This is a genomic window from Peribacillus sp. NPDC097295, from assembly GCF_044761665.1.
Lineage (GTDB): Bacteria > Bacillota > Bacilli > Bacillales > DSM-1321 > Peribacillus.
The window spans coordinates 128,509-148,761 of the sequence record NZ_JBIWCW010000004.1 but is presented as its reverse complement, the minus strand read 5'-3'; the positions used below and the strand labels follow the sequence as shown (position 1 = coordinate 148,761).

Sequence of the window (20,253 nt, the reverse complement as noted above, 5' to 3'; positions counted from 1 at the left end):
ATATAGTAATAGAGGGGGGGAAAACGCATGAGCAAACATAATGTTTCACGACGTCAATTCCTTAATTACACACTTACTGGCGTTGGTGGATTTATGGCGGCCGGAATGTTGATGCCTATGGTTAGGTTCGCAATCGATCCTGTACTATCCGCAGATAAAGGCGGGGATTACATTGCAACTAAGCAGAAGGTAAGTGAACTGACTACAGAACCAGTCCGCGTCGATTTTAGCTTTAAGCAGGTCGACGGGTGGTATGAGTCCGAAGAAACAAATACAGCTTGGGTTTATAAAACGGATGATGGGAAGTTGGTTGCCCTATCTCCAATTTGTAAGCATTTAGGTTGTACGGTAGCGTGGAATACGGATAAATCCAATCCGAACCAGTTCTTCTGTCCTTGCCATTATGGTAGGTACACAAAAGATGGCATGAATGTGAAAGGGACACCACCGATTTCACCTTTGGATGTCTTTGAAACGAAAGAAAAAGACGGAATTCTTTATTTAGGTCAACTAAAACCGCACGGGGAGGCGTAAACATTGCTAACAAAGTTATATGACTGGGTGGACGAGCGTTTAGACATTACGCCGTTATGGCGGGATATTGCTGACCATGAGGTTCCTGAACATGTTAACCCTGCGCATCATTTTTCTGCATTCGTATATTGTTTTGGTGGGTTAACTTTCTTTATCACGGTCATCCAGATTTTGTCAGGTATGTTCTTGACGATGTATTATGTACCCGATATCAAGAACGCTTGGGAATCGGTATATTATTTACAAAATGAAGTCGCTTTCGGTCAAATTGTCCGTGGCATGCATCACTGGGGAGCAAGTCTAGTTATCGTTATGATGTTCTTACATACTCTTCGTGTATTCTTCCAGGGAGCCTACAAAAAACCGCGTGAATTGAACTGGATGGTCGGCGTATTAATTTTCTTCATTATGTTGGCATTGGGTTTAACCGGTTACTTATTGCCATGGGATATGAAAGCGCTATTCGCAACCAAAGTTACACTGACAATTGTCGAATCGGTACCATTAATGGGGCCGGCACTTAAGACATTGATAGCAGGGGACCCAACAATCGTTGGAGCACAGACATTGACTCGATTCTTTGCCATTCATGTATTCTTCCTGCCTGCAGCATTATTTGCATTACTGGCGGCTCATTTCTTGATGATTCGCAAACAAGGTATTTCAGGTCCACTATAAAATAATTATGAAATTAGAATCATAAAAACCTTTTCATAAAGGAGGGGATCATTCGATGCATCGTGGGAAAGGTATGAAATTCGTAGGTGACTCGCGTATTTCTGCGAACCGTAAACCGAATATTCCGAAAGATTATTCTGAGTATCCAGGGAAAACTGAAGCATTTTGGCCAAATTTCCTTTTAAAAGAATGGATGGTCGGAGCTGTATTTCTCGTTGGCTATTTATGTTTGACAGTTGCACATCCGTCCCCATTGGAAAGGATAGCCGATCCGACAGATACAGCGTACATTCCGCTGCCTGACTGGTATTTTCTATTCCTTTACCAGTTACTTAAGTATACCTATGCTTCAGGTCCATACAATGCAATTGGAGCTATGGTTATACCAGGTTTAGCTTTTGGCGCATTACTACTGGCACCATTTTTAGATCGTGGTCCTGAGCGTAGTCCCGCTAAACGGCCATTTGCTGTAGGTTTCATGTTACTAGCCATTGCTGGCGTGTTTTATCTAACATGGGAATCCGCAGCCCATCACGATTGGGAAGCTTCTAAAAAGCAAGGAGCAATCGTAGAAGGTGCTGACATCGATAAAGATAGTGATGGTTATAAGATTATGGAATCAAGTGGCTGTATAAGCTGTCATGGAGCAGAGCTCACGGGTGGAGCAGGAGCACCTAGCTTGATTGATACAGGTTTGAGCCCAGAAGAAGTCTCAAAAATTGCCGTCAAAGGTCAAGGAGCTATGCCAGCTGGCATGTTCAAAGGTACTGATGAAGAATTGAAGACATTAGCAGAATTCGTTTCTGGTTTATCGGCAAAATAATGGTTGAAAGTAGTGTCTTCTAATTATAATGTTGAATAAAAAGGGCTGACAGCTTAGTTGTCAGCCCTTTTTAATGAAATGAATTTTTATTTGCCAAGAAATCTTGGATTTTATAGGATAGAATCTGTAATATGGATGTATTGAGAATATGGGGGAAAAGTGATGAATGTGATATATGGTTGGTTTGCAAATCGGCAAATCCTCATTTTGTTGTTACTAGTGAATGTATTCGGAACGGTATATGGATATTATTGGTATGGTTATCAATTGGCGGACACACCGGCTATTTTCCTAGCTTTTGTCCCGGATAGTCCAACGGCTTCCTTGTTTTTTTCACTTGTTTTATTAGGGTTTATATTGAAAAAGAACTTTGGTCTTTTTGAGGCTTTAGCAATCATAACCTTATTTAAATACGGTATCTGGGCTGTTGTGATGAACATGCTGACCTTTATGACGACTGGCTCATTGCCGTTAGAAGGTTATATGTTAATGGCATCTCATTTAGGAATGGCGATTCAGGGGATTATTTACGCACCATTCTACAGGATAAAGCCTTGGCATCTAATTGTAGCCGGGATATGGACGATACATAATGAGATGATTGACTATGTTTTTGGGATGATGCCAAGCTATCGGGATCTGTTGGCTTATATGGATTTGATAGGCTATTTCACTTTTTGGCTCAGTATATTGTCTATTTTCGTCGGTTGGTATTTTGGGTTAAGAAAAAAGCGGTTTACACTTTCTTTCATAAAATAAACAGGTCATCCCGTTCATATTTGTATGAGCGGGTTTAATTTTTTATTGTGAACATGGTCTACTCATGTTTTTTGGCTCATATCGTTTTAGTAGAGATATGAGGAGGGACGAGTAGCATGTTGAAAAAATTCATATTAATCACTGCCCTTTTATTTGCCATCTTGATTTTTCCTGTTTATGCAGAATCCTCTTCAAATTTGGATAAATTAGATAACATTTCTGATAAAGCTCTCGAAATGGCCAAGTTGAAGCGATATGATGATTCAGAAAAGATGCTGACATATTTTTCTGATCAATTTATTAAAAAAACAGCGATAGAGCCCATCCTTGATATGGACGAACTTCGGATAATCACAGTAGCACATAATGAAGCGTTGTTGGCGATTAGGGATATGAATAAGGGGGATTCTGAAAAGATTAACTCTGTAACCAAGTTTAGGCTTGTTATGGATGCAGTGAAGTCTACACATCAGCCTCTATGGACCGAAATGGAGGATCAAATGATGAATTCTTTCAATCAAACGAAGGATGCAGCATTCAAACAAGACGCCACTGCATTCAATAATCAATTGAACTTATTCCTTTCTCAGTATGAAATGATATATCCGAGTTTAAAAGTGGACCTTTCTAAGGAAACGATCCAGCAGCTGGATACCCGAATACAATATATTGATCATTACCGTCCTGAAGTGATGAGGGAAAGTGGCAGTCAAAAGGAATTTGAAGCTTTACAGGAAGAACTTACCTCTGTTTTTGAAGAAATGGGACAGGATGATACGGATCCTTCCTTATGGTGGGTAATCATATCCACGGGTAGCATTATAATTATGACGCTTTCTTATGTGGGTTTCAGAAAATACGAGGGAGACCGTGAAAAACCAAAAAAGGAACGGGAAGACTGAAGCCCTTTTGGAAAGAACACTATATTTGACATAAGCATTTACTATCCATAGAATAAAAAGTAATTAATGTTTTTAGGAGGAAACCATGTATTTCATTTATTTGGCGATTATCATCTTAATCCCGATTTACGCGCAAATGAAAGTGAAGCGTACGTATAAACAGTACTCTCAAGTGCCAGCTTCATCAGGTATGAATGGTGCAGAGACGGCTAGGGCCATTTTGGATCAGAATGGACTTTACAATGTAAGGGTCGAAGAAACACCTGGTATGCTTTCAGATCACTATGATCCTAGGGATAAGACGGTTCGGTTATCGACGGATAATTATCACGGTCATTCCGTTGCGGGTGTAGCTGTTGCTGCCCATGAAGTGGGACATGCTATTCAAGATCAAGAAGCGTATGCATTCTTGCGCATACGCCATGCGTTAGTTCCGGTTGCTAACTTTGGATCCAACATTTCTTGGATTTTGATATTGGTTGGTATGTTAGCTAATATACCTGGCCTACTATTAGCGGGTATCGTATTCATGGCAGCAGCCGTATTGTTCCAGGTAGTCACGCTGCCAGTAGAGTTTAACGCTTCCTCACGGGCAATGGATCAACTTGTTTCCGTCGGAGTCATCCGTAATGACGAAGAAAGAGAAACGAAAAAAGTGTTGAGTGCTGCCGCAATGACATATGTAGCTGCTGCTCTTGTAGCCGTACTTGAATTAGTTCGACTTTTGCTTATGTATACTGGCATGAGAGAAGAAGATTAAAAAAAGGCATGATTTCATTTCGAAATCATGCCTTTTTCTATATATACTCTTTTACTCCATGGCCCTCGATACATCCATTAGCGGATTAACGTATAATTGGATTTTTGTTTTCATCGAGGGTAAAGCCTTCGCCCAGCACGTCATGCACTTCACTGACAGAAACAAAGGCATGGGGGTCCACTGAAGTAATGGCATTTTTTAAACGGACAAGCTCATTTTTTGCCACGACACAATAAAGGACTTCCCTATTGGTTTTTGTGAAAGAACCATATCCTTTCAGCACGGTGACACCCCGCTCCATATCTTTCATGATCTTTTCGGCAATTTCTGCGTTTTTCTCACTGATAATTAGCGCTCCTCTTGCTGCATAGGCGCCTTCCTGCATAAAATCGATCACACGTGCACCTATGAATACAGCTACGAGGGTGTACATTGCTCCTCGGTAATCCAAATAGGTTAAAATGGAGAGGCCGATAACGACCGCATCGAAGATAAACATGGTCCTTCCCATTCCCATTCCTAAATAGCGATGAGCAAACTGGGCAATAATATCAACACCACCAGTGGTTCCACCATAACGGAATATGATGCCCAGACCTATACCAACAAAGACCCCTGCAAACAAGGCAACCAACATTAAATCATCACCAAGGTCGAATTTAAACTGGTATCTTTCGAATATCCATAGCCAGACCGATAAACTGACCGTACCGATGATCGTATAGAAAAAAGAAGTCCGACCTAAATATTTCCAACCTAAAAAGAAAAGCGGAATATTTAAGATCAAATTGGAATATGACGGATTTATTCCAATGAGTTGATATATAATCAAGGTAAGTCCAGTGAACCCACCTTCTGCCAAGTTATTTTGCATATTGAAATGGACAAGGCCGAATGCAAAAATTCCAGCTCCTACAAAAATGAATAACATATTTTTGAATTTTAAACCGTAAAGCATGTCTATACCCCCAAAACGTATGTATACAGATAATTTACTTATTATAACTAATTACCCACATATGAGCAATGATTACAAGGTCGTATCGGTTGTCATCTCATACACTTTTAGCTAACATGGAAGAGAAATGATATTTTTGTAATCCAAAATCAAGAATGGGTGACATTATGGAGAAAAAGAAAACGATTCAACAAATGCAAACAGAGGTCGATCAATACATAGGACAATTTAAAGAAGGATATTTTAGTCCTTTGGCCATGCTTGCACGCATGTCTGAAGAGCTCGGGGAACTGGCAAGAGAAGTTAATCATTACTATGGCGAAAAGCCGAAGAAATCGACTGAGAAAGAAAATACGGTTGAAGAAGAATTGGGTGATATGCTGTTTGTGATGATATGTTTTGCAAATTCACTGGGGATAGATTTACAAGATTCGCATGATTTAGTTATGCATAAATTTACAACCCGGGATAAAGACAGATGGACAAAAAAGATGATGGCGAAGAGGGGGAAATGATAGGTGAGTAATGTCAGAGTTATTGTAGCAGGACCTCGTGGCAGAATGGGAAATGAAGCGGTAAAATTAGTACATAGAACAGAAGGGTTTCAATTAGCCGCTGTTATCGATCGTAAATATGATGGAGAGAATCTCTCGAATATCGAAGGATTCAGTGGGATTGAAGCTCCCGTTTATTCAGATATCAATGAGTGTTTTTCAAATGAAGAAGCAGATGTATTAATTGATTTAACAACGCCAGAAGTGGGGATGTATCATACGGAAACTGCGCTGAAGCACGGCATTCGTCCCGTAGTGGGTACGACTGGTTTTTCAAAGGACGATTTAGAGAAACTGGATTCTTTGACTAAGGAAAAAGGCATTGGTTGCATCATCGCACCCAATTTTGCAATTGGGGCTATCTTGATGATGAAGTTTTCACAAATGGCAGCCAAATACTTCCCTGACGTAGAGATCATCGAAATGCATCATGATCAAAAACTGGATGCACCGTCTGGCACTGCTGCCAAAACGGCAGATATGATAGCGGCTGTTCGTGAAGCAAAAGAACAAGGTCACCCGAATGAGAAAGAGACGATTCAAGGAGCTCGAGGAGCAAATATCGATGGCATGCATATCCATAGTGTACGTCTTCCGGGACTTGTTGCTCATCAACAGGTACTGTTCGGTAGTGATGGGGAACTTTTGACGGTACGGCATGATTCATTTAACCGTGCATCATTCATGTCTGGAGTAAAGCTTGCGGTCGATACAGTCATGAAACTCGATGTACTTGTATATGGTTTAGAAAATATTATCGAGTAGGAATTAAGGAGGCAAATGATGAGAATTGCTTTAATTGCTCATGATAAGAAAAAAGAAGATATCATACAATTTGTTATGGCCTATAAGGAAGTATTTCAGCAACATGAACTTTTCGCTACGGGTACAACGGGTCAACGGATCATCGACGAAGTATCATTGCCCATCCACCGCTTCCATTCTGGACCCCTTGGGGGAGACCAAGAAATCGGGGCGATGATAGCCAGGGGTGAAATGGATATGGTTCTATTTTTTAGGGACCCTTTAACATCCCAACCTCACGAACCGGATGTATCAGCACTTATACGCCTCTCCGATGTCTATGAAATACCGCTGGCCACGAATATGGGAACGGCGGAAGTTCTTATACAAGGACTTAAACATGGATATATGGACTGGCTCAAACTTAGAGAAAAACAAGGTGAGATTAATGACAAGCAAAAATAATATAGATATCTTGGCATTCGGGGCCCATGCAGACGATGTTGAAATCGGTATGGGCGGCACGTTAGCCAAATATGCACTACAAGGTAAGAACATCGTTATCTGCGATTTGACGAAGGCTGAGATGTCATCCAATGGGACTGTCCCATTGAGGATGAAGGAAGCAGAAAGGGCGGCAGAAATCCTTGGAGTCAAGAGGATTTCCCTCGATCTTCCAGATCGCGGATTATATATGAAAGAAGAATACATACAAAAAGTAATTGGGGTCATTCGTCAGTATAAGCCAAAACTTGTATTTGCACCTTATCATGAAGACCGCCATCCAGACCATGGAAACTGTGCAAAATTAGTTGAAGAGGCAGTTTTTTCTGCAGGTGTTAGAAAATACATGGAGAATTCCGGCCTGGAAGCCCACCGTGTTAAAAATATGTACTATTACATGATAAATGGCTTTCATAAGCCTGAATTTGTCATTGACATCACTTCTACGATTTTAACGAAATTGGATAGTCTTAGAGCCTATGAAAGTCAATTCGAACAAAAGCTCACCACGGTGGATACTCCGCTTGTTAACGGCTATATCGAGACTGTCGAAGCACGTGAGAGAATGTTTGGCAAAGAAGTGGGCGTCGACTATGCGGAAGGGTTCATGTCAAAAAAACCATTTTTGGTCGAAACTGATTTGTTAGGGGAAATATAAGCATATGAAATTAAAAATCGGAATTACCTGCTACCCGACTGTAGGCGGGTCAGGCGTCGTTGCAACCGAGTTGGGCAAAATGTTAGCGGAAAAGGGACATGAGATTCATTTTATTTCTTCGAGTCTCCCGTTCCGGCTAAATAAGATGTACCATAACATATATTATCATCAAGTGGAGGTTAATTCATATTCCGTCTTCCAATATCCACCCTATGATTTGGCCCTTGCGAGCAAAATAGCGGAGGTTGTTAAGCGGGAAGAACTCGATATTCTGCATGTTCATTATGCAATACCTCACGCGGTTTGCGCCATTTTGGCAAAGCAGATGTCAGGGAATAAAGTGAAAATCGTCACAACGCTCCATGGGACGGATATAACTGTCCTTGGCCATGATCCATCATTATCTAATTTGATCAAATTTGGTATTGAACAATCCGATGTGGTTACAGGAGTTTCTCATTCACTTGTTCAGCAAACACATGAGTTAATTGCCCCGGATAAGGATATCAAAACGATTTATAATTTTATTGATGAACGGGATTACCATAAAACAGATTCCAGATATTTAAGGGATGAATATGGAATCAAGGAAAATGAGAAAATCATCATTCACGTATCTAATTTCCGTACAGTCAAACGTGTCCAAGATGTGGTACAGGCATTCTATTTAACGCAAAAAAAGGTGCCGGGTAAGCTTCTTCTTGTTGGGGATGGACCTGAAGTCACGACTGTTTTAAAATTGACGAAAGACCTAGGTATCAGCGATAAGGTATTATTTTTAGGCAAGCAGGATAACCTGGCCGAGTTGTATTCGATCAGTGATTTGATTTTATTGTTATCACAAAAAGAAAGTTTCGGGCTTGTACTGTTAGAAGCGATGGCTTGCGGTGTACCTTGCATTGGAACGAATGTAGGGGGGATACCCGAAGTCATTGTAGATGGAGAAACAGGTTATATCTGTGAATTGGGAGACATCGAAATGGTCTCTCAAAAAGCGATTAAACTTTTAAGCGATCCAACTTTACATCAACAGTTTTCAAAAGCTGCTTTTGAACGTGCCAATTCAGAATTCCATTCAGATACCATCATGAAAGAGTATGAAGCAATTTATATGGATATCCTCGGGACTAATTCATTGGAGTAGTGAGGAGGGAATGCTGATGGATCAGTTATTTTTGGAAGCAGTGCCGATTCTTGAAAGGATTGAAGAGGCGGGATTCGAAGCTTATTTTGTTGGGGGATCGGTAAGGGATTACATACTTGGTAGACCCATTAATGACGTAGATATTGCAACCTCCGCCACGCCTTTGGAAGTGAAAGCGATTTTTCCTAAAACGGCAGATGTCGGAATCGAACATGGAACAGTCCTTGTGATAATGAAGTCGGGGACATACGAGATTACGACTTTTCGAACAGAAAGTGGATATACGGATTATCGCCGGCCTGATTCCGTGCAATTTGTTCGTTCCTTGACTGAGGATTTACAAAGAAGGGACTTTACGATGAATGCAATCGCCATGGATAAATCCGGAGAAATCATCGATCCGTATAATGGGCAACGTGACCTTTCACAAAAAAAGATAACGACGGTTGGTAATCCACATGACCGTTTTTCTGAAGATGGCCTTAGAATGATGCGCGCCTTAAGGTTTGTCAGTCAGCTGGATTTTCACCTTGATCAGGAAACGTTCAATTCATTAAAGAAGAATGGCCCTATCTTGAGAGAAATAGCGGTTGAAAGAATCCTTGTGGAGTTTGAAAAGCTTTTAGCAGGCGACAATCGGATCAAGGCACTCAATCTTCTTCTGGAAAGTGGATTATATCAATATCTTCCTCAATTTGCTGGTCAAAAGGGTAATTTGGAAAAGTTATTACTCCTCCCGCTTCATCAATTAACAGTGACTGAAATGTGGGCGGTCATCTTAATTTATACCAACATGAAGAATATTGAGGCTTCATTGCGAGAATGGAAGCTTCCTGTGAAAACAATCAGGAGCATCCAACGCATTCTTCAACTAGTCAAAAAGGAACCCACATTTGAAGCGTCTACCTTAGAAGTGTTCAAGGCAGGGCAGATTCATGCGGTTCAAGCAGCTAAAGTCAAGGCTATCGTAAATGATCGAAATGTTTTGGAGGCCGAAGAGTTGATGAAGTTAATGCACGAAAGCCTTTCTCTTACGCACATGTCCGATCTTGCCGTATCGGGTGAGGATTTACTGACATGGCATAAAGAAAAACCAGGGCCATGGGTAAAAAAATATTTGGAACAGATTTTGGTAGCTGTATTGAATTCGGAAATAAAAAATGAAAAAGGCGAAATTAAGGAGTGGCTAAATACATGCAATCTGATTTAAGAACAAAGATGATGCAAGCCCTCTCAAAAGCGAATGGCGCATTTATCTCCGGACAGGAAATAGCTGAATATATTGGTTGTTCACGTACAGCTGTTTGGAAGCATATAGAAGACCTTCGCAATGAAGGGTATAAGGTTGAAGCTGTTCGGAAAAAAGGCTACCGAATTATTTCCGCTCCAGAAAAAGTGTCGACAAGTGAAATCCAATTTGGTCTGGAGACAAAAACTCTCGGAAAACAGATTCATTATCAGGAATCGGTCGAATCCACACAAAAAATTGCCCACCAGCTTGCTAATGAAGGTGCTCAAGAAGGTACTCTTATCATAGCGGAGGAACAAATATCAGGGAAAGGAAGGCTCATGAGATCATGGCATTCTCCTAAATCCACTGGAATTTGGATGAGCCTGATACTGCGTCCAAAAATACCGCTCCACCAGGCGCCACAATTGACATTGTTGGCAGCGGTGGCTGTAGCCCAGGCCATAGAGGATGCTACCAATCTCCAACCTCAGATTAAATGGCCAAATGATATTTTAATAAATCGTAGAAAAGTAACAGGGATCCTGACAGAAATGCAGGCGGAATCCGATAGAATACATTCCGTCATTATTGGGGTTGGCATAAATACCAATCAACAAATAGAAGACTTTCCAGAAGACTTGCAGGAGAAAGCGTCTTCTCTCCTCATTGAAGGTGGGGTACAGGTTTCGAGAGCCAAAGTCATTCAGCGATTCTTGATACGCCTGGAAAATTTGTATACACTTTATCTACAAGAAGGATTCATGCCTATCAAGCTCCTTTGGGAAAGCTATGCCATCAGTTTAGGACAAGTTATTAAAGCACGTACCGTTAATGAGACAATCGTGGGTAAGGCACTTGGAATAACGGATGCAGGCGTTCTGCTTCTTGAAGATGACCTAGGAACCGTCCATTCTATTTATTCTGCTGACATAGAAATTCAGTAGATTTTTGTAGAATTAAAGAAAAATAAATAGAATAATCGAATGTGGCTTGATATAATTCAAGTGGGCAGTATCATGATTGAACTGCACCTCAAGCATACAAAAAATATTTGAAAATCTGCCTTGATCCAAACGGTTGGACGGGGACGGAGGGATGAAACTTCTGATGTTAATAAAAGATCGACTAAAGGGAAAAGTACTTTGCTCAAGAAAATAAAGGCCAGTGTTGGTCATTTATTCTATTGAGCAGGGCCTCTGTTTAGTCGGTCTTTTTTTGTGCACCTAATGTTTGACACCAGTTTATAAAACGCTGATGTTTTCATCTCCTCTAATTAAGGAGGAAACGAAATGAAGTTGTCCGGTGATTTCTTGGAAATGAAACAAAATGGTGAAAAGATCGTCATGCTGACTGCTTATGATTATCCGTCGGCAAAGGTAGCGGAACAGTCCGGTGTCGATATGATTTTGGTTGGCGATTCATTAGGGATGGTCGTGTTAGGTTATGACTCTACTATACCGGTTACCATTGAAGACATGATTCATCATACAAAAGCAGTGAAGCGTGGGGCTCCTGATACCTTTGTCGTAACGGATATGCCCTTTATGAGTTACCATCTATCTAGGGATGAAACGCTTAAGAATGCAGCCCGAATTATGCAGGAAGGCAAGGCAGATGCTGTGAAGGTTGAAGGGGCAGATGATGTTGTCGAAAAAATTTCCGTTTTGACGAAGGCCGGGATTCCAGTTGTCGCACATCTTGGTTTGACACCCCAATCAGTTGGCGTGCTTGGGGGATATAAAGTTCAGGGGAAAGATGCCGAAGCTGCTAAAAAGCTAATGGAAGATGCCAAAAAATGTGAAATTGCAGGGGCGATGGCCATTGTGTTTGAATGCGTCCCCTATCAAGTAGCGGAGCGTATTACCCAAACCTTAACCATTCCCACAATTGGAATTGGAGCAGGATCGGAAACGGATGGACAAGTCCTCGTCTTTCATGATCTCATCACATACGGGGTGGATCGGGTAGCGAAATTTGTCAAAGTATATGGAAATGCTAATGAATTGATTGGGAATTCCATTAAAAGTTATGTGAATGAAGTGAAAAAAAGTGATTTTCCGACTAGAGAGCATTCTTTTACGATGAAGGAAGAACATCTTCATGCGCTTTACGGGGGCAAAAGATGAAAACTTTTACGTCAGCAAAGGAATTACAGCAAGTAATCCGCCATGAAAAATCCAATAAAAAAAGTATAGGCTATGTGGCCACGATGGGGTATTTGCACGAGGGGCATGTTGCCCTTTTAGAAAATGCCCGTAGAGAAAATGATCTCGTCGTTTTAAGCATTTTCGTCAATCCATTACAGTTTGGACCCAATGAGGATTTTGAGACTTACCCACGTGATTTGGCTCGTGATGAAAGTCTTGCAGTCGATGCGGGAGTGGATTATCTTTTCTATCCGACAGTGTATGAAATGTATGGGGAAGATCCCTCTGTCAAAGTCATTGTTCAAAATCGCACCGACTGCTTGTGTGGTAGAAAGAGACCTGGGCATTTTGATGGCGTAGCAACTGTCGTTACCAAGTTTTTTAATATCATTCTTCCTGATAAGGCGTATTTCGGGATGAAAGATGCACAACAAGTAGCAATCATCGACGGATTGATACAGGATTTCAATTTTCCCATTAAGCTCGTACCTGTTGATATAGTTCGGGAGGAAGATGGTTTGGCAAAGAGTTCACGTAATGTCTTCCTGCTTAAAGAAGAACGTCTCGAAGCAAAAGAATTGTACCAAAGTTTAGTGAAGGCGAAGGCTGCCATCGATAGAGGGGAAAGAAATCCACAAAAGGTTATTGCTCTCATCAAGGAGCATATACAAGCAGAGACAAAAGGCATAATTGACTATGTTGAAGTTTATCAATATCCGGATCTGAAGTTACTTGATGTACTGAAGGGGAAAATCATCATTGCATTGGCCGTGAAGTTTAAACGTGCAAGACTCATTGATAATATTACATTGACGATATAAAACAACTATAGGGGGAATAATCATGTATCGTACTATGATGAATGGGAAAATCCATCGTGCACGGGTAACGGAAGCAAATTTGAATTATGTCGGCAGTATTACGATAGATCAAGATATTATCGATGCCGTGGGCATTTTACCAAATGAAAAAGTGGCAATCGTCAACAATAATAATGGTGCAAGGTTAGAGACATATGTTATAGCAGGAGAACGGGGTAGCGGAGTTGTCTGCTTAAACGGAGCAGCTGCAAGACTCGTTCAGCCAGAAGACATCATCATTATCATTTCTTACGTGATGGTAGCGGAAGAGAGGCTGAGTGAACATCAGCCTAAAGTGGCAATCATGAATGAAAATAACCAAATCATTGAACTGATTTCACATGAACCGCAAGCGACGGTCATGTAGAGTATAAAGGGCGGCTTATCATACGTATGATTTATACATATGATAAGGACGTCTCTTTTTTTTTGCATTCTTTCAGCCATTTCAAGATAGGCGAAGTAATCTCCATTAATTAAGTAATACGGCTCTCTTATAATCGGAGTGTTTCCTTTATTCTTTGTAGTATGGTATAAAAAAGATATGAGAATTTCATCAGCTAGTAGAGAAAGTGAAGTTTGAGGGGTACAAATTCATGACACAACGATATGTAGTGGTTGACTTAGAAACGACCGGGAATTCTCCCAAAAAAGGGGATAGGATCATCCAGTTTGCAGGTGTGGTCATTGAAAATGATCAGATTGTTGACACATATTCAACATTCATCCATCCTGGGCAAGAAATATCCCTGTTCATCGAAGAATTGACGGGAATCAGTAACGAGACGGTAAAAGATGCGCCTGACTTTGAAGATGTTGCAAAGAATATTGCCGAACTTATTGAAGGGGCTTGCTTTGTAGCCCATAATGTTTTATTTGATTTATCTTTTTTACAAGAAGAATTGGTAAGATGCGGATTCGAGCCCTTTTATGGTTCTACGCTAGATACGGTTGAGTTGGCGAAAATCATGAAACCGACATCCGATGGATATAAATTGCATCAGCTGGCTAAAGAAGAAAATTTAGACCACTCACGCCCACATCAAGCGGATAGCGATGCATTTGCTACCGCTTTATTATTGTTAGAGTTGAAGAAAAAGCTCCTAAACTTGCCATTGATGACACTTAAGCAATTATATCGACTATCTTTTTCCTTACAAAGTGAGGTTTCCGAATTAATCGACGCTTGCATAGCGAGCAAACTAGCAAAAACCGAGGTCCATTCACCCGGAATTACGACCTTTAGGGGCCTTGCATTCAAAAAGGTGACCGAAGATAGTGAAGATATTGATAAAGAGACGGAATTCCCGGCGGATGATGAGGGTAAAATAGCCATGCTTCAAAATGCATACCCTGCCTTTGAAGCAAGAGATGGTCAGCTAGGCATGATGAACTTGATTCATCACGCCTTCGAATCTCGGGAGAATGCCATTATAGAAGCAGGAACGGGAATCGGAAAATCACTGGGATATTTGCTTCCGGCTGTATACTTTGCCAAGAAGCATCATGTGCCTGTGGTTGTCTCTACATATACACTTCAGTTACAGGACCAGCTTCTTCAAAATGAAGTACCTAAGTTGAAGAAAATCCTTCCTTTTTCCTTTAAAGCGGTTTTATTAAAAGGAAGAAGCAATTACTTGAGTCTGGCCAAGTTCGAGCGAGCATTGAGAGAAAAAGAAGATAATTATGAAACCGCCTTGACGAAGATGCAGATATTGGTCTGGTTGACGGAAACGGCAACAGGCGATAAAGATGAACTGAATCTTACTAGTGGTGGACAATTGTTTTGGAACAGGCTTCAAAGTGATGGTCTTACATATGTAGGATTGAAAAAGCCATGGATACAGCTGGACTTTTTTGAACGAGCTAGGAAGACAGCTGCAAAAGCCGATATCATTATTACAAACCATTCCTTTTTAATGAGCGATCTTCTTACAGAAGACGCCCTTATTCCCAAAAGAGGATATTTAGTCTTGGATGAAGCCCATCATTTGGAACAGGCTGCTTCTACACAACTTGGACGCCGGCTCCATTATATTTCAGTTAAGACCATGATTAACAGGCTCGGAACCTTCGATCAAAAGCAGTTATTTTATAGACTTGAAAAATTGCTTGTGAATAAGGGATTGTCAGATGGTAACCCATCCCATGTATTTGATCAAAAGCTAAGTGACTTTTCCTATGAATTCGACCAACTTTTTTATTTTTTGGCCATTCAGGCAGAAAAGCTCTCACGGTCTGTAAGTCCAAAACGAATTTCCTTTAAAATAAATGAGCCTATTTGGAAACAGGCCATTCTTGTAGCTGAACGGTTAGTGGATTTGTTAGGTTCGATCATCATGGAACTGCAGAAGCGATTGCACCGGTTAATGGACAATGAGTTATCTTTAGGGAAGAATGCCTTGTTCTACCTAAATGATATCGAGGTGTTGCTTGGACATCTGCAAGATACAAGAGATTCCTTACATGAATGTTTCATCATGCCACATGAAGAAAACATTTATTGGCTGGATTATACAAAAGCGGCGCCACAGCACGGTGTTACATTAACTGTCCAACCCATTTCCGGTAGCAAATGGTTGTGGGATTCTTATTTTGGACGTCAAAAGAGTGTGATTATGACATCGGCCACTTTAGCTGTGAAAAATTCCTTTCAGTATTTTAAAACACAACTTGGCTTGGAAAATGAAAAGATCCAGACAGCCATTTACCCTTCACCCTTTCCCTATAAAGACCTTGTGAAGGTTTTGGTGCCGAACGATCTCCCCGACATTAACTGTTTAACGGTTGAGGAATTTTCAGAGAACGCGGCCAACCACATCATTGTTGCTGCCCAGGCTGCCAAGGGTAGGATGATGGTCTTGTTTACCTCACATGAGATGTTGCGGGCAACATATTACGCCATAAAGGATTCTGAGGTTCTGGATGATTTCACTTTGTTTGCACAAGGAATTTCTGGTGGGAGCCGCATGAGATTACTCAGGAACTTCCAAAGTTTCGAGAAAGCGGTGCTCTTTGGTACGACAAGTCTCTGGGAAGGTGTCGATATACCGGGTGAAGATTTATCATGTCTGGTCATTGTCAGGCTACCATTTTCACCTCCTGATGAGCCGGTTACGGCCGCAAAATGCCAGCTACTCGAAAAACAGGGCAAAAACGCCTTTTCTGCTTATTCTTTACCTGAAGCCCTCCTAAGGTTCCGGCAGGGATTCGGTAGGCTAATCCGTACTCCGGAGGATCGAGGCTTGCTAATTGTTCTGGATAAGCGTGTTATCACTGCTAAATACGGTCCGGAATTTCAAAAATCGATTCCTGCTACCGAATGGGAACATGTCTCAATCCGTGAAATGGCAGATATGATTGAAGAGTGGATTTAAAAAATCTAATATTCTTTTCCTGAATATAGGTGGAATTTTGCGGATTAATGAAGAAAAATAACTTATGAACTGGTATAATGTGAAGGTGGTTATGCCTTGAAATCCCATACATACCAGTGATTGTTGACAATTTTTAGTTAAAACGGAGGAGCATTTTCATGGAAAGTAAAATTGAAGTGATCTCGACGGTCAGGCTGCAAAATTCACCTGATTTGTATAAGATAGTGGATTCTTTGAATCGAACGTTGAAAAAGGACGATTTGATGTTCGGGCTGGCATTGGATTCAAAAGATCAAGAAAAAGCGATATTTACTATTTATCGTACATAGAGAGAGGGAAAAGCGGTCTTGAAAAAATGGTTGATTATTGCTTCTATCCTAGTCCTTTGTTTTATCGGTTTTGTCAGCGGAGCATACATTAAAGCATTACAGCATAAAAAAGAAGCTGGAAATGAGGCTTTTGAAAAGGCGAAGAAAGCAGGCGGAATTGATACAAAGGACGAGTTTTACCTATATAATGGTCAGACTTCATATTCTGTCATCATTGGAAAGACGAAAAATGGAAGCAAAAAAATTGTCTGGATTCCTGAAGACGAGAAGAAAAAAATAGTTGTAAGGGATTTTAAAGAAGGCAAGACAAAAAAAGAGATTTTAAGCATAGTGAACGAAAAGCTAAAACCTGAAGAAATCATATCAGTTAAGCTTGGTATGGAAAAGAATGTCCCACTTTGGGAAGTAACATATCTCGACGACTCTGAACGTTACAATTATGATTATTACGATTTCAAAACAGGGGAATGGCTTAAATATTATCGAAGTATATAGAATGGAGGATTTTTTACTATGAAATTAGCTAATCGGGTTCAGTCATTAACACCCTCTACAACATTGGCAATCACAGCAAAAGCAAAAGAACTGAAAGCGCAAGGTCTTGATATTATTGGCTTAGGGGCCGGCGAACCTGACTACAATACTCCTCAACATATTATCGATGCAGCCATGCAATCCATGAATGAAGGACAAACGAAATACACGCCTTCTGCTGGACTTCCAAAATTGAAAGCAGCGATTGCGGCTAAATTAAAACGTGATCAAGGCCTAGAGTACAAGCCTTCGGAAATTATTGTCGGTTCTGGCGCTAAACATGCTCTTTATACTTTGTTCCAAGCGATTCTTGACGAAGAAGACGAAGTAATTGTTCCTATCCCATATTGGGTAAGTTACCCAGAACAAATCAAACTTGCCGGCGGTAAACCAGTTTATATTGTCGGTTCTGAAGAAAACCAATATAAAATAACGAACCAACAGCTAGAACAAGCTATCACTGAGAAAACGAAAGCGGTCATCATCAACTCTCCAAGTAATCCAACTGGAATGCTTTACTCAGAAGAGGAATTAGCTGCCATCGGTAAAGTTTGTCTTGAGCATGACATTTTGATCATATCGGACGAAATCTATGAAAAATTGGTATATGGAACAGCAAAACATACATCGATTGCAGAAATATCTCCTGAATTGAAAAAGCAAACGATCATCATCAATGGCGTTTCTAAATCACATTCGATGACAGGATGGAGAATTGGCTATGCAGCAGGTGACGAAGCCATCATCAAGGCGATGACAAACCTAGCAAGCCACAGCACTTCTAACCCTACGACAACCGCTCAATATGGTGCAATTGCAGCATATGATGGTTCACAAGAACCGGTGGAAGAAATGCGACAAGCATTTGAAAGTAGATTGAATACGATTTATGGGAAATTGGTAGAAATACCGGGAGTGAGCTGCATTAAACCACAAGGGGCATTTTACCTGTTCCCCAATGTCAAACGTGCAGTTGAATTGACAGGATTCAGCAATGTCGAAGATTTTACGACAGCTTTATTGGAAGAAGCTCTAGTTGCCGTTATTCCAGGTTCGGGTTTCGGAGCTCCAGATAACATCAGGCTATCCTATGCGACATCTTTAGATCTTCTTGAAGCAGCTGTAGAAAGAATTCATACATTCGTTAAAGCGAAAATGGCTTAGTATGTAATTAGCCTGCAGATTCCTTTTCATTAAGGGATTTGTAGGTTTTTTTTTGCCTTCCATCTGTTTGATATGGATTCTTATTTTTACTTTTATAACTTTCAGGAAGATAAACTATTGCATTTATAGTAGATTAGGTGAATAATTTGCTTGTAAGGTGCCCTATAGGTATAATAAATAGAGTAAATTTCTTAGTAAGTTAAGTTAATTTGGAGGGAAATTCCGTGAAAATTACAATAAAAGAAGCTAGTAAATTTGTCGATCAAGAAGTGACAATTGGAGGCTGGCTTGCTAGTAAGCGTTCAAGTGGTAAAATTGCTTTCCTTCAAATCCGTGATGGATCTGGTTTCATCCAAGGGGTGGTTGTGAAGGCAGATGTAGGAGAGGAACTTTTCTCTACTGCGAAGTCGGTCACACAGGAATCTTCCATGTATGTAACGGGAGTCATTCAGAAGGATGAGCGTTCACCTTTTGGTTATGAACTACAGGTGAAAAATATAGAAATCATTCATGAATCGGTTGATTATCCGATTACACCAAAAGCGCATGGACCGGAATTCTTAATGGACAATCGTCATTTATGGCTTCGTTCAAAGCGTCAACATGCGGTCATGAAAATCCGTAATGAAATCATCCGCGCTACATATGAATTCTTCAATGAAGAAGGTTTTGTCAAAGTGGATCCGCCGATTTTGACTGGAAGTGCACCAGAGGGAACGAGTGAGCTATTTGCGACAAAATATTTTGATGAGGATGCCTATCTTTCACAAAGCGGCCAGCTTTATATGGAAGCTGCAGCCATGGCCCTAGGAAAAGTATTTTCTTTCGGTCCGACCTTCCGGGCAGAAAAATCTAAAACAAGAAGGCACTTAATCGAGTTCTGGATGATTGAACCGGAAATGGCATTCGTGGAATTTAAAGAGAACCTTGAAGTCCAGGAACAATTTGTCACAGCCGTCATTCAGTCTGTACTGAAGAATTGTAAGCTTGAATTGAATACTCTGGGTCGTGACACAACGAAGCTTGAACAAATTAAGGCTCCGTTCCCACGGATCACTTACGATGAAGCTATCAAATTCCTTCATGAACAAGGCTTTGAAGACATTCAATGGGGAGACGATTTTGGCTCACCACATGAAACAGCGATTGCTGAAAGCTATGATAAGCCAGTATTCATTACTCATTATCCAACAAAAATTAAACCATTCTATATGCAGCCTGATCCAAATAGGGAGGAAGTCGTTCTATGTGCCGACTTGATTGCCCCAGAAGGATATGGGGAAATTATCGGTGGATCGGAAAGAATCCATGATCAGGATTTCCTTGAACAGCGTATTGCTGAACATGGTTTGAGTGAAGATGCTTATAAATGGTATATGGAGTTAAGGAAATACGGATCTGTTCCACATTCGGGCTTTGGTTTGGGCTTGGAGAGGACAGTGGCATGGATTAGCGGCGTTGAACATGTTCGTGAAACCATTCCGTTCCCACGCCTTTTGAACCGCTTATATCCTTGATTACAAGAGAAACGGTTATTCTGTCAGATTGGGCAGATAACCGTTTTTTTCTATTTATTCTGTTAAAATTATAAGC

General features: G+C 40.7%; 22 protein-coding genes. 21 read left to right on the top strand and 1 reads right to left on the bottom strand.

Going from position 1 to position 20,253, the window contains the following annotated elements; genetic code table 11:
• Positions 1-27: 27 nt before the first annotated feature.
• The 6 genes from ACIQXN_RS09300 (at position 28) to ACIQXN_RS09275 (ending at position 4,456) form a co-directional block, all read left to right on the top strand.
• Complete coding sequence (locus tag ACIQXN_RS09300; protein ID WP_402965252.1) at positions 28-534, top strand: QcrA and Rieske domain-containing protein; 507 nt, start codon at positions 28-30, stop codon at positions 532-534.
• A gap of 3 nt (positions 535-537) precedes the next feature.
• Positions 538-1,212: a menaquinol-cytochrome c reductase cytochrome b subunit gene (qcrB, locus tag ACIQXN_RS09295; protein ID WP_034307974.1), complete on the top strand. Its 675-nt coding sequence runs from the start codon at positions 538-540 to the stop codon at positions 1,210-1,212.
• A 55-nt stretch (positions 1,213-1,267) separates the two neighbouring features.
• The gene (locus ACIQXN_RS09290; RefSeq protein WP_402965249.1) at positions 1,268-2,035 is read left to right on the top strand and encodes a menaquinol-cytochrome c reductase cytochrome b/c subunit; all 768 of its coding nucleotides are present in this window, start codon (positions 1,268-1,270) and stop codon (positions 2,033-2,035) included.
• 162 nt (positions 2,036-2,197) lie between these two features.
• Positions 2,198-2,794 carry a lipoprotein heptaprenylglyceryl N-acetyltransferase LhaT gene (lhaT, locus tag ACIQXN_RS09285; RefSeq protein WP_402965246.1) on the top strand — a complete coding sequence of 199 codons (597 nt, stop codon included), beginning with the start codon at positions 2,198-2,200 and terminating at the stop codon, positions 2,792-2,794.
• A gap of 116 nt (positions 2,795-2,910) precedes the next feature.
• Entirely contained in the window at positions 2,911-3,696 is a 786-nt protein-coding gene (gene ypjB / locus ACIQXN_RS09280; RefSeq protein WP_402965241.1) for a sporulation protein YpjB, read from the top strand.
• 85 nt (positions 3,697-3,781) lie between these two features.
• Positions 3,782-4,456, top strand: coding sequence for a zinc metallopeptidase (locus tag ACIQXN_RS09275; protein ID WP_402965237.1), 675 nt, complete (start codon positions 3,782-3,784; stop codon positions 4,454-4,456).
• Positions 4,457-4,541: 85 nt separating this feature from the next.
• Here ACIQXN_RS09275 and ACIQXN_RS09270 read toward each other — a convergent pair whose 3' ends face one another.
• Positions 4,542-5,414: a YitT family protein gene (locus tag ACIQXN_RS09270; protein WP_402965233.1), complete on the bottom strand. Its 873-nt coding sequence runs from the start codon at positions 5,412-5,414 to the stop codon at positions 4,542-4,544.
• 167 nt (positions 5,415-5,581) lie between these two features.
• On the opposite strand from ACIQXN_RS09270, the gene ACIQXN_RS09265 reads away from it, so the two are divergent.
• The 15 genes from ACIQXN_RS09265 (at position 5,582) to asnS (ending at position 20,177) form a co-directional block, all read left to right on the top strand.
• Positions 5,582-5,929 (top strand): nucleotide pyrophosphohydrolase, encoded by a 348-nt coding sequence (locus ACIQXN_RS09265; protein WP_402965230.1) that lies wholly within the window; start codon positions 5,582-5,584, stop codon positions 5,927-5,929.
• A gap of 3 nt (positions 5,930-5,932) precedes the next feature.
• Positions 5,933-6,733 carry a 4-hydroxy-tetrahydrodipicolinate reductase gene (gene dapB, locus ACIQXN_RS09260; protein WP_402965226.1) on the top strand — a complete coding sequence of 267 codons (801 nt, stop codon included), beginning with the start codon at positions 5,933-5,935 and terminating at the stop codon, positions 6,731-6,733.
• Positions 6,734-6,751: 18 nt separating this feature from the next.
• On the top strand, positions 6,752-7,177 hold the full coding sequence (locus ACIQXN_RS09255) for a methylglyoxal synthase (protein ID WP_402965222.1): 426 nt from the start codon (positions 6,752-6,754) through the stop codon (positions 7,175-7,177).
• Positions 7,161-7,874 (top strand): bacillithiol biosynthesis deacetylase BshB1, encoded by a 714-nt coding sequence (gene bshB1 / locus ACIQXN_RS09250; protein WP_402965218.1) that lies wholly within the window; start codon positions 7,161-7,163, stop codon positions 7,872-7,874. Before ACIQXN_RS09255 ends, bshB1 begins: the two co-directional genes overlap by 17 nt.
• Positions 7,875-7,878: 4 nt before the next feature.
• The gene (bshA, locus tag ACIQXN_RS09245; RefSeq protein ID WP_402965214.1) at positions 7,879-9,018 is read left to right on the top strand and encodes an N-acetyl-alpha-D-glucosaminyl L-malate synthase BshA; all 1,140 of its coding nucleotides are present in this window, start codon (positions 7,879-7,881) and stop codon (positions 9,016-9,018) included.
• A gap of 16 nt (positions 9,019-9,034) precedes the next feature.
• Positions 9,035-10,228: a CCA tRNA nucleotidyltransferase gene (locus ACIQXN_RS09240; RefSeq protein ID WP_402965209.1), complete on the top strand. Its 1,194-nt coding sequence runs from the start codon at positions 9,035-9,037 to the stop codon at positions 10,226-10,228.
• Complete coding sequence (locus tag ACIQXN_RS09235; RefSeq protein ID WP_402965205.1) at positions 10,213-11,193, top strand: biotin--[acetyl-CoA-carboxylase] ligase; 981 nt, start codon at positions 10,213-10,215, stop codon at positions 11,191-11,193. Before ACIQXN_RS09240 ends, ACIQXN_RS09235 begins: the two co-directional genes overlap by 16 nt.
• Positions 11,194-11,538: 345 nt before the next feature.
• Positions 11,539-12,375, top strand: coding sequence for a 3-methyl-2-oxobutanoate hydroxymethyltransferase (panB, locus tag ACIQXN_RS09230; protein WP_402965201.1), 837 nt, complete (start codon positions 11,539-11,541; stop codon positions 12,373-12,375).
• A complete protein-coding gene (panC, locus tag ACIQXN_RS09225; protein WP_402965197.1) occupies positions 12,372-13,217 on the top strand; it encodes a pantoate--beta-alanine ligase in 846 nt (281 codons plus the stop codon). The genes panB and panC overlap by 4 nt, the downstream gene beginning before the upstream one ends.
• 22 nt (positions 13,218-13,239) lie before the next feature.
• On the top strand, positions 13,240-13,623 hold the full coding sequence (gene panD / locus ACIQXN_RS09220) for an aspartate 1-decarboxylase (protein WP_402965193.1): 384 nt from the start codon (positions 13,240-13,242) through the stop codon (positions 13,621-13,623).
• 229 nt (positions 13,624-13,852) lie between these two features.
• A complete protein-coding gene (dinG, locus tag ACIQXN_RS09215) occupies positions 13,853-16,633 on the top strand; it encodes an ATP-dependent DNA helicase DinG (RefSeq protein WP_402965188.1) in 2,781 nt (926 codons plus the stop codon).
• Between the two features lie 158 nt (positions 16,634-16,791).
• Positions 16,792-16,962: a YpmA family protein gene (locus ACIQXN_RS09210; RefSeq protein WP_402965183.1), complete on the top strand. Its 171-nt coding sequence runs from the start codon at positions 16,792-16,794 to the stop codon at positions 16,960-16,962.
• Between the two features lie 18 nt (positions 16,963-16,980).
• A complete protein-coding gene (locus ACIQXN_RS09205; RefSeq protein WP_402965180.1) occupies positions 16,981-17,457 on the top strand; it encodes a cell wall elongation regulator TseB-like domain-containing protein in 477 nt (158 codons plus the stop codon).
• Positions 17,458-17,475: 18 nt separating this feature from the next.
• The gene (locus ACIQXN_RS09200; RefSeq protein WP_402965176.1) at positions 17,476-18,660 is read left to right on the top strand and encodes a pyridoxal phosphate-dependent aminotransferase; all 1,185 of its coding nucleotides are present in this window, start codon (positions 17,476-17,478) and stop codon (positions 18,658-18,660) included.
• Between the two features lie 224 nt (positions 18,661-18,884).
• On the top strand, positions 18,885-20,177 hold the full coding sequence (asnS, locus tag ACIQXN_RS09195; protein ID WP_402965172.1) for an asparagine--tRNA ligase: 1,293 nt from the start codon (positions 18,885-18,887) through the stop codon (positions 20,175-20,177).
• The last annotated feature ends 76 nt before the right edge of the window (positions 20,178-20,253 follow it).

Bases quoted from the DNA above. Each gene is read 5' to 3' on its own strand.
- ACIQXN_RS09300 (WP_402965252.1), top strand. From the start codon at position 28: ATGAGCAAACATAATGTTTCACGACGTCAATTCCTTAATTACACACTT.
- ACIQXN_RS09290 (WP_402965249.1), top strand. From the start codon at position 1,268: ATGCATCGTGGGAAAGGTATGAAATTCGTAGGTGACTCGCGTATTTCT.
- lhaT (WP_402965246.1), top strand. From the start codon at position 2,198: ATGAATGTGATATATGGTTGGTTTGCAAATCGGCAAATCCTCATTTTG.
- ypjB (WP_402965241.1), top strand. From the start codon at position 2,911: ATGTTGAAAAAATTCATATTAATCACTGCCCTTTTATTTGCCATCTTG.
- ACIQXN_RS09275 (WP_402965237.1), top strand. From the start codon at position 3,782: ATGTATTTCATTTATTTGGCGATTATCATCTTAATCCCGATTTACGCG.
- ACIQXN_RS09270 (WP_402965233.1), bottom strand. From the start codon at position 5,414: ATGCTTTACGGTTTAAAATTCAAAAATATGTTATTCATTTTTGTAGGA.
- ACIQXN_RS09265 (WP_402965230.1), top strand. From the start codon at position 5,582: ATGGAGAAAAAGAAAACGATTCAACAAATGCAAACAGAGGTCGATCAA.
- ACIQXN_RS09255 (WP_402965222.1), top strand. From the start codon at position 6,752: ATGAGAATTGCTTTAATTGCTCATGATAAGAAAAAAGAAGATATCATA.
- bshB1 (WP_402965218.1), top strand. From the start codon at position 7,161: ATGACAAGCAAAAATAATATAGATATCTTGGCATTCGGGGCCCATGCA.
- bshA (WP_402965214.1), top strand. From the start codon at position 7,879: ATGAAATTAAAAATCGGAATTACCTGCTACCCGACTGTAGGCGGGTCA.
- ACIQXN_RS09240 (WP_402965209.1), top strand. From the start codon at position 9,035: ATGGATCAGTTATTTTTGGAAGCAGTGCCGATTCTTGAAAGGATTGAA.
- ACIQXN_RS09235 (WP_402965205.1), top strand. From the start codon at position 10,213: ATGCAATCTGATTTAAGAACAAAGATGATGCAAGCCCTCTCAAAAGCG.
- panB (WP_402965201.1), top strand. From the start codon at position 11,539: ATGAAGTTGTCCGGTGATTTCTTGGAAATGAAACAAAATGGTGAAAAG.
- panC (WP_402965197.1), top strand. From the start codon at position 12,372: ATGAAAACTTTTACGTCAGCAAAGGAATTACAGCAAGTAATCCGCCAT.
- panD (WP_402965193.1), top strand. From the start codon at position 13,240: ATGTATCGTACTATGATGAATGGGAAAATCCATCGTGCACGGGTAACG.
- dinG (WP_402965188.1), top strand. From the start codon at position 13,853: ATGACACAACGATATGTAGTGGTTGACTTAGAAACGACCGGGAATTCT.
- ACIQXN_RS09210 (WP_402965183.1), top strand. From the start codon at position 16,792: ATGGAAAGTAAAATTGAAGTGATCTCGACGGTCAGGCTGCAAAATTCA.
- ACIQXN_RS09200 (WP_402965176.1), top strand. From the start codon at position 17,476: ATGAAATTAGCTAATCGGGTTCAGTCATTAACACCCTCTACAACATTG.